The sequence below is a fragment of the Anaeromyxobacter sp. PSR-1 genome (assembly GCF_000964525.1).
In the GTDB taxonomy this organism is placed as follows: Bacteria; Myxococcota; Myxococcia; order Myxococcales; family Anaeromyxobacteraceae; genus Anaeromyxobacter.
On sequence record NZ_BAZG01000211.1, the window covers coordinates 1 to 7,070 of the forward strand.

General features: G+C 75.2%; 8 protein-coding genes and 1 pseudogene. 4 read left to right on the forward strand and 5 right to left on the reverse strand.

Annotation, left to right across the window (positions count from 1 at the left end; genetic code table 11):
- From PSR1_RS20350 to PSR1_RS20360, 3 genes and pseudogenes are all read right to left on the reverse strand, one after another.
- A pseudogene (locus tag PSR1_RS20350) lies at nt 1–295 on the reverse strand (hypothetical protein); the annotation flags it as partial.
- An 11-nt stretch (nt 296–306) separates the two neighbouring features.
- Nucleotides 307–1,917 carry a hypothetical protein gene (locus PSR1_RS20355; RefSeq protein WP_059439222.1) on the reverse strand — a complete coding sequence of 537 codons (1,611 nt, stop codon included), beginning with the start codon at nt 1,915–1,917 and terminating at the stop codon, nt 307–309.
- Nucleotides 1,918–1,980: 63 nt separating this feature from the next.
- The gene (locus PSR1_RS20360) at nt 1,981–2,640 is read right to left on the reverse strand and encodes a CoA pyrophosphatase (RefSeq protein ID WP_059439223.1); all 660 of its coding nucleotides are present in this window, start codon (nt 2,638–2,640) and stop codon (nt 1,981–1,983) included.
- A gap of 122 nt (nt 2,641–2,762) precedes the next feature.
- On the opposite strand from PSR1_RS20360, the gene ilvD reads away from it, so the two are divergent.
- Complete coding sequence (gene ilvD / locus PSR1_RS20365; RefSeq protein ID WP_059439224.1) at nt 2,763–4,445, forward strand: dihydroxy-acid dehydratase; 1,683 nt, start codon at nt 2,763–2,765, stop codon at nt 4,443–4,445.
- A gap of 18 nt (nt 4,446–4,463) precedes the next feature.
- On the opposite strand, the gene PSR1_RS24715 is transcribed toward ilvD, so the two are convergent.
- Nucleotides 4,464–4,688, reverse strand: a complete 225-nt coding sequence (locus PSR1_RS24715; RefSeq protein WP_059439225.1) for a hypothetical protein — start codon at nt 4,686–4,688, stop codon at nt 4,464–4,466.
- Nucleotides 4,689–5,091: 403 nt separating this feature from the next.
- On the opposite strand from PSR1_RS24715, the gene PSR1_RS20375 reads away from it, so the two are divergent.
- The 3 genes from PSR1_RS20375 (at nt 5,092) to PSR1_RS20385 (ending at nt 6,365) form a co-directional block, all read left to right on the forward strand.
- Nucleotides 5,092–5,412: a multidrug efflux SMR transporter gene (locus tag PSR1_RS20375; protein ID WP_059439226.1), complete on the forward strand. Its 321-nt coding sequence runs from the start codon at nt 5,092–5,094 to the stop codon at nt 5,410–5,412.
- 55 nt (nt 5,413–5,467) lie between these two features.
- The gene (locus PSR1_RS20380) at nt 5,468–5,863 is read left to right on the forward strand and encodes a multidrug efflux SMR transporter (RefSeq protein WP_059439227.1); all 396 of its coding nucleotides are present in this window, start codon (nt 5,468–5,470) and stop codon (nt 5,861–5,863) included.
- A gap of 88 nt (nt 5,864–5,951) precedes the next feature.
- Nucleotides 5,952–6,365: a MarR family winged helix-turn-helix transcriptional regulator gene (locus PSR1_RS20385; protein ID WP_059439228.1), complete on the forward strand. Its 414-nt coding sequence runs from the start codon at nt 5,952–5,954 to the stop codon at nt 6,363–6,365.
- A gap of 30 nt (nt 6,366–6,395) precedes the next feature.
- Here the strand turns inward: PSR1_RS20385 and PSR1_RS20390 are convergent.
- Nucleotides 6,396–7,070 (reverse strand): RsmB/NOP family class I SAM-dependent RNA methyltransferase (locus tag PSR1_RS20390; protein ID WP_160309043.1); only part of this gene is annotated, 675 nt, incomplete at its 5' end.

Below are 7,070 nucleotides of genomic sequence, written 5' to 3' on the forward strand. Positions count from 1 at the left end.
CGGCCGCGTCGGCGGCGAGCCGGCGGTGGAGCGCCTCGGCCCGCGCCCCGCCGCGCGCCGCCAGCCCCTCCAGCGCCCGGGCGCGGCGGCTCGGGAGCTCGCTGCCGCTCGTTGCCGCGGCCTCGAGCAGCGGCCCGGCCTCCGGGCCGAGCGCGCGCCACGCCTCCGCCGGGATGGGCCGGTCGATGGTGCCGAGCATCGCCCGCACCTCGTCGGCGGTGGAGGGCGCGGCGGCCCCGGGGGCGGCGGCGAGCGCCGAGAGGGCGAGGGCGGCGGCGAGGCCGGGCGCGAGCACGGGGACCTCCCTCAGCGAACCGCGGGGTTGAGCCGCACGACCTCGCCCTGCTGCGGGGTGAGCGTGCCGCGCGCGATCGACGGGTCGATCTGCCAGAACATGAGGTTGTCGCCGCCGCCGCAGCCCGAGGTGCCGGCGCACTGCGGGGCGGAGAGGAGCGCGCTGCCGCAGGGGATCGGCGAGGACGGCGAGCGGCAGGTGCCGCACGGGCAGCCGGGCGTGTCGGCGATCGGGTCGAGCGCGGTGCCGGTGGCCTCGGTCGTGTGGTAGAGGCCGAGCCAGTGGCCCGCCTCGTGGGCGGCGATGTACGAGACCACGTCGGTGCCGCAGGCGGCGACCGAGAACGGGCTCGCCGGCGAGCACGCGCCCGGCGCCGCCTCGGCGCCGAGGTCCGCGAGCACCACCGCGGCGCCGCTGTTCACGCCGCCGGGCACGCCGGAGGGGCCGGGGATCGAGCCGTCGAGCCCCACCACCGTGCCGCCGCCGCCGCTCGCGGAGGTGGTGAGCTCGTCCACCAGGAACAGGTGCACCGCGCTCCGCGGCTCCGCCAGCCGGAACAGGCGCGCGAGCTCGCTGCACGGGCCGGAGTCGTCGATGCTGGGCGTGTTCAGCTCGGTGCGCGCCCAGTCCGCCACGTCGTGGAAGGTGACGGTGCCGAGGCACACGCCGGCGCGGGCGAACAGCGACTGGAGCCCGTCCACGAAGCGGCGGAACTGCGCGGCGGTGGCGTTGTTGGACGGATCGGCGGCGGCGTTCGCGGCGGTGTACTCCGGGTGCGCGGGGTCGGAGGAGACGAGGTAGATCTCGAGGTCGAGCGTGCCGGTGGACACGAGCGGCCCGGCGCGGGTGACCACCTTCACGTCGTAGCGCCCCTCGGTGCTCCCGCCGGTGCAGCCGGTGGTGGTGGTGCAGGCGGCCGCGAGGTCGTTCAGCGTGAACCGCCACGCGCCCGGCGCGAGCTGGCCGTCGGAGCGGATGCGGTCGAGCGCGGTGGTGGTGTTCGGGACGGTGACCGCGCCGGCCGAGGGGATCACGCCGGCATAGAACAGGAGCCACTGGCTGTAGTCGCGCACCCCGTTCACGACGGGCGGGCTGGCGGCGTCGTCGTAGAAGCGCGCGCCGCCCCCGTCCACCACGACCTGCGGGAAGGGCGCGTTCGCGGCGGGCCCGGCGCCGGGCCAGTCCACCGCCTCCGGCGCCGTGCCGTCCACCTCCTGGAAGTAGAGCGTGAACCCGGTGGTGCCGGGCGGCACGTCGAACGAGACCTCGTCGCCGGGCGCGTGCGTGCCGCGCTCCTGCACCGGCCCGATCACCGCCGCGTTGACCGGCAGCGCGCAGGGCGGATCCGGGACGTCGGGCGGCCGCTCCGCCGGGCCGGCCACCGCGCCGAGCGCGATCACCGGCCGGCGACCGGAGGGGCTGCACGCGCCGGCCGGGATCGACGCGGCGCAGACGCGCGAGAGGCACAGGCCGGAGCGGCAGTCGGAGGCCCGCGTGCACGCCTCGCCCACGCCGCGCCCGCCCTGGTCGATGCGCCGATCGAAGGTCGGGTTGCCGCAGCCCCCGGCCGCGAGCCCCGCGGCGGCGAGCGCGACGAGCAGGGCGGCGGGCGTGCGGCTCACGCCGGGATGGTAAGCCCGCAAATCCCCGTGCGCGACACGCCCCCCCGACGCGGGCGTCCGGGGTCACCCCCGCCCGGCGAAGGCCCGATCGAGGAGATCCGCGAGGATCCGGGCGGTGAGGCCCCAGACCACCCGCGCCTCGTCCGCGTGGAACGACCACACCCGCCAGTGCCCCGTCCTCGGGTCCACGTCCTCGAACGGCACCGCCGCGCGGGCCACCACCGTCGCGAGCCGCTCCGGCAGGCGGGCGGGATCCCACAGGGAGGCGCGCCGCAGCGCCGGGTCGAGGAGCTGCGCCAGCGGCAGCTCGAAGTGCTCGTCCACCTCGTCGGCGGCGGCGGTGAACGCGGCGGGCGGCGCGCGCACCGAGGCGGCGACCGGCGTCACCACGTAGCCGGCCACGCTGGGCAGGTCGTCGAGCAGCCCGAGCACCTCCGACGCCGCCGGCGCCAGCCCCACCTCCTCGTGCGCCTCGCGGAGCGCGGCGGCCGGGGCGTCCTCGCCCGGCTCGAGCCGTCCGCCCGGGAAGGAGATCTCGCCGCGGTGGTGCTCGAGCGCCTGTGAACGGCGGGTGAACAGGACGGAGGGGCCGCCGGGCCGGTCGAGCAGCGCGACCAGCACCGCCGCCGGCCGGAACCCCGGGACCTCCAGCGTCCGGCGCGGCCGCGCGCCGAGCGCCCGCCGCACGCGCTCGGTCGCCTCGTCGAAGCCGGGGGCACGCATCGACCTCCATCTAACGCGGCGTGCCCCGGCGCGCCGGGCGGCGAGGGGGACGCACGCCCGCCCGCCGCGGCGCGCGCGCTCGGCCGATTGATTTCCACGCGCCTTTCCGCGAAAAAGGTGGGATGCGCAGCGACCGGATCAAGAAGGGCTTCGAGCGTGCGCCCCACCGCAGCCTCCTCCGCGCGACGGGCCTCAACGACGGCGACTTCGAGAAGCCGTTCATCGGCATCGCCAACAGCCACATCGACATCATCCCGGGCCACTACTACCTGCAGGAGTACGGCCGGATCGCGAAGGACGAGATCCGCAAGGCCGGCGGGGTGCCGTTCGAGTTCAACACCATCGGCGTGGACGACGGCATCGCCATGGGCCACGAGGGCATGCGCTACAGCCTGCCGTCGCGCGAGCTCATCGCCGACTCCATCGAGACGGTGATGAACGCGCACCAGCTCGACGCGCTCGTCTGCATCCCGAACTGCGACAAGATCGTGCCCGGCATGCTCATGGGCGCGCTGCGCGTGAACGTGCCCACCGTGTTCGTGTCCGGCGGGCCCATGAAGGCCGGCCACCTGCACGACGGGACGCCCATCGACCTCAACACCGCGTTCGAGGCGGTGGGCAAGCGCGCGCAGGGGCAGCTGACCGACGCCGAGCTGTACGAGATCGAGTGCCAGGCGTGCCCGTCCGGCGGGTCGTGCTCCGGCATGTTCACCGCGAACTCGATGAACGTGCTGTGCGAGGCCATGGGCGTGGCGCTGCCCGGCAACGGGACCGTGCTCGCGCTCACCCCCGAGCGCGAGGCGCTGGTGCGGCGCGCCGCGCGGCGGGCGGTGGAGATCGCCGCCGACGAGCGGTTCAAGCTGCGCAACCTGGTGAACCGCGACGCCATCCACAACGCCATGGTGGTGGACATGGCCATGGGCGGCTCGTCCAACACCGTGCTGCACATGCTCGCCATCTCGCGCGAGGCCGGCGCGCCGCTGTCGCTGCGCGACATCGAGGAGATCGCCGGCAAGGTCGCGCACATCGCGAAGATCGCCCCGTCGCTCGCGACCGTGCACATGGAGGACATCCACCGCGCCGGCGGCGTGCCCGCGGTGCTGCGCGAGGCCGCCCGCCGCGGCGGCATCGTCCGCGAGGACGCGCTCACCGTCACCGGCGAGACCGTCGGCGAGCGGATCCGCGACGCGCGGACCGCCGACCCGGAGCTCATCCGGCCGCTCGAGAACGCCTACTCGCCGGTGGGCGGCCTGGCGGTGCTGTTCGGGAACCTGGCCGCGGAGGGCGCGGTGGTGAAGACCGCCGGCATCCAGCCCTCGATGCGCAAGTTCACCGGCGACGCGATCTGCTTCGACTCGCAGGACGAGGCCATCGCCGGGATCATGGGCGGCAAGGTGAAGCCCGGGCACTTCGTGGTGATCCGCTACGAGGGGCCGAAGGGCGGGCCGGGCATGCAGGAGATGCTCTCCCCCACCTCGCTCATCATGGGCATGGGCCTGGGCGAGAGCGTGGCGCTCGTCACCGACGGCCGCTTCTCCGGCGCGACCCGCGGCGCCTGCGTCGGGCACGTGTCGCCCGAGGCCGCCGAGGGCGGCGTGATCGGGCTGGTGAAGGACGGCGACCGGATCACCATCGACGTGGCGGCGCGCGCGCTGACCGTGGACGTCTCGGACGCCGAGCTGGCGCGGCGCCGCGAGGGGTTCCGCCCGAAGCGCCGCGACCCCGGCTCGTCCTGGCTCCGCCGCTACGCGCACCTCGTCACCAACGCGTCGAACGGTGCGGTGCTGCGGAGCACCGACCTGTAGGCGCGGTGTAGCGGTCCATCAGCGCGTCCCCGAAGGCCCGCCGCTCCTGCGAGGTTTCTCGACCAGGCCGTGGCGCCGCGCCTGCTGCGCGAGCACGAGGTCCAGGCCGCACTCCAGGATCTCCGCCGCAGTCCCGCCCGGGCATGCATGCCCCAGCGCGTCGGTGGCGGCCTCGAGCTTGTCGAGGAACGCCCGTGAGACGGTGAGGCGCAGGCGCGCGACTTCCGCATCGAGCGGCTTCACGGCGTCTCGTGGTGGCGGCGGTGCGTAGGCCGCACCGGAGGTCACGAGGGAAGGTGGTTCACCCGGGTGAACCACGGACGGCGGCGGTTCATCCGGATGAACCGAGTCGGTGGCCGGCGCCGGTGCCGAGGAGGGTGGCGCGACGAGGGCGAGCGCCCGCGGCGCGGGACCGGTTGCGCGAACAGCGAGCTGTGGCCCAGCCCGCGCCAGCGCTGCCGCTCGTCGAAGCGGGCGAGGGCGAGGAGGAAGTCCGCCATGGCCCCGCGCGCCCGCTCTTTCGCATTGCATGCACATGCAAGGACTTGACGGCGTCGCCGGTCCTAACTACATGCATGCGCAAGCAACAAACTAGGCGCGCCGCCCGGCGGCGCTTCCTGAACGAACCGACCCAGGGGAACACGACATGAGCTGGCTCCATCTCGGCGTCGCCGTGATCTTCGAGATCGCGGTGGCCATCTCCGCAGGCAATGCACGAGGGTTCACCCGGCCCGGGTGGACGGCCGCCACCCTCGTCAGCGGGGCCATCGGCACCTTCTTCCTCAGCCTCGCGCTGCTGACGTTCGACGTCGGGGTGGGCTACGCGATCTGGACGTCGGTGGCGGGCGTCGGGGTCGTGATCCTGGGCGCCCTGTTCTTCGGGCAGCGCCTCGGCTGGCAGAAGCTCCTCGGCATCGCGCTCGTCATCGGCGGCGTCGTGGGCCTGCGGCTCAGCGGCGCCGCCTGAGCGGCGGAGCGCGGCCTCCCTCCATCACGCAGCGGGTACTCCACGAGGAACGGACATGACGACGAACATCGAGACGAACAGGAACACGGGCAACGGGCGCGCCTGGATCATGCTGCTGCTCGCGGGCGCCTTCGAGATCGGCTACGCGCTCAGCGTCGCCGGCAGCAAGGCCTTCACGGTGCCCGGCTGGTCCATCTCCGCCGGGCTGTTCTTCCTGCTCACGCTGTACGCGCTGAGCGTCGCCCTGCGCACCATCGACGTGGGGATCGGGTACGCGGTGTGGGCCGGCATCGGCTCGGTGGGCGCGGCCGTCCTCGGCAGCGTCCTGCTCCACCAGGCGCTGACGCCGGTCCAGGCCGCCTGGCTGGCGGTCATCATCGCCGGCGTCGTCTGGCTGAAGCTGGCCGACCGCGCCGGGGCCCGGACGGACGGGCGCCGGCTGCCGGGCTGATCCCGGCGTCCTCCCGCGCCCCGCGTTGCTTGCATGGGCATGCACGTGAGAAGCTGCGCCGCATGTCGCTCGAGAGGAGGGCGCGCCGGTGACGTCGAGGCGAGGCGATGCGTGGCTCGACCTGATCCAGGTCGTCGCCCGGGTCGAGGCCGAGCTGGGCAAGGTGCTCCAGGCGCGGCATGGGCTCGGGCTGACGGAGTTCCGGGCGCTGGAGATGCTGGCGCGATCCCCGGACTCCGAGCTGCGCATGCAGGAGCTGGCCGCGCAGCTGAGCCTGAACCAGAGCTCGGTCTCGCGGATGGTCGAGCGCATGGAGCGCGCCGGCCTCACCGTCCGCGACCTGTGCCCGGACGACAAGCGCGGGGTGTACACCGTGCTGACGGACCGGGGGCGTGCACGCCTGGAGGACGCGCGGCCCGACTACGCACGGGCGCTGGACGCGGCGCTCCAGGCGCACGGCGGCGCGAAGCTGCTGTCCGCGCGAGCGGTGAAGGCCAGGTAGGGCGCGCTCGGGCCGCCGGCGCGCCCTCTCCTACCCCCGCCGCACCCACGCCGCCGCGAAGAACGCGTCCGTCCCGTGCCGGTGCGGCCAGGTCCGCAGGAAGCCGTCCGGGGTGAGGGCGCTCGCCGGCGCCTCCGGCGCGATCCGCTCGAACTCCGGGTGCGCCCGCTCGAACGCCCCGGCCACCTCCTCGTCCTCCGCCCGGCGGAACGTGCAGGTCGCGTAGACGAGCCGCCCGCCCGTTCGCACGTGCGCCGCGGCGCGCTCCAGGATCCGCGCCTGCAGCGCGGGCAGCGCCTCGAACGCGGCCGGATCGATGCGCCAGCGCAGGTCCGGCCCGCGGCGGAGCGCGCCCAGCTCGGAGCACGGCGCGTCCACGAGGACGCGGTCCACCCGGAGGTCCGCCGGCGCGGCGGCGCCGTGCACGGCCACGATGCCCGCCGCGCCCGCGGCGAGCGCGCGCGTCCGGAGGCGCACCAGCCGCCCGGCGTCGGGATCGGCGGCGTGCACGCGCCCCGCCGGTCCCACCGCCGACGCGAGCAGGAGCGTCTTCCCGCCCGCGCCGGCGCAGGCGTCGAGCACCGCCTCGCCGGCGCGCGCGCCCACCGCCTCGCCGAGGAGCTGGCTCCCCTCGTCCTGCACCTCGAGCAGCCCGTCCTGCCAGGCGCGCAGCCCGTACACGTTCGGCCGCGGGCCCTCCACCAC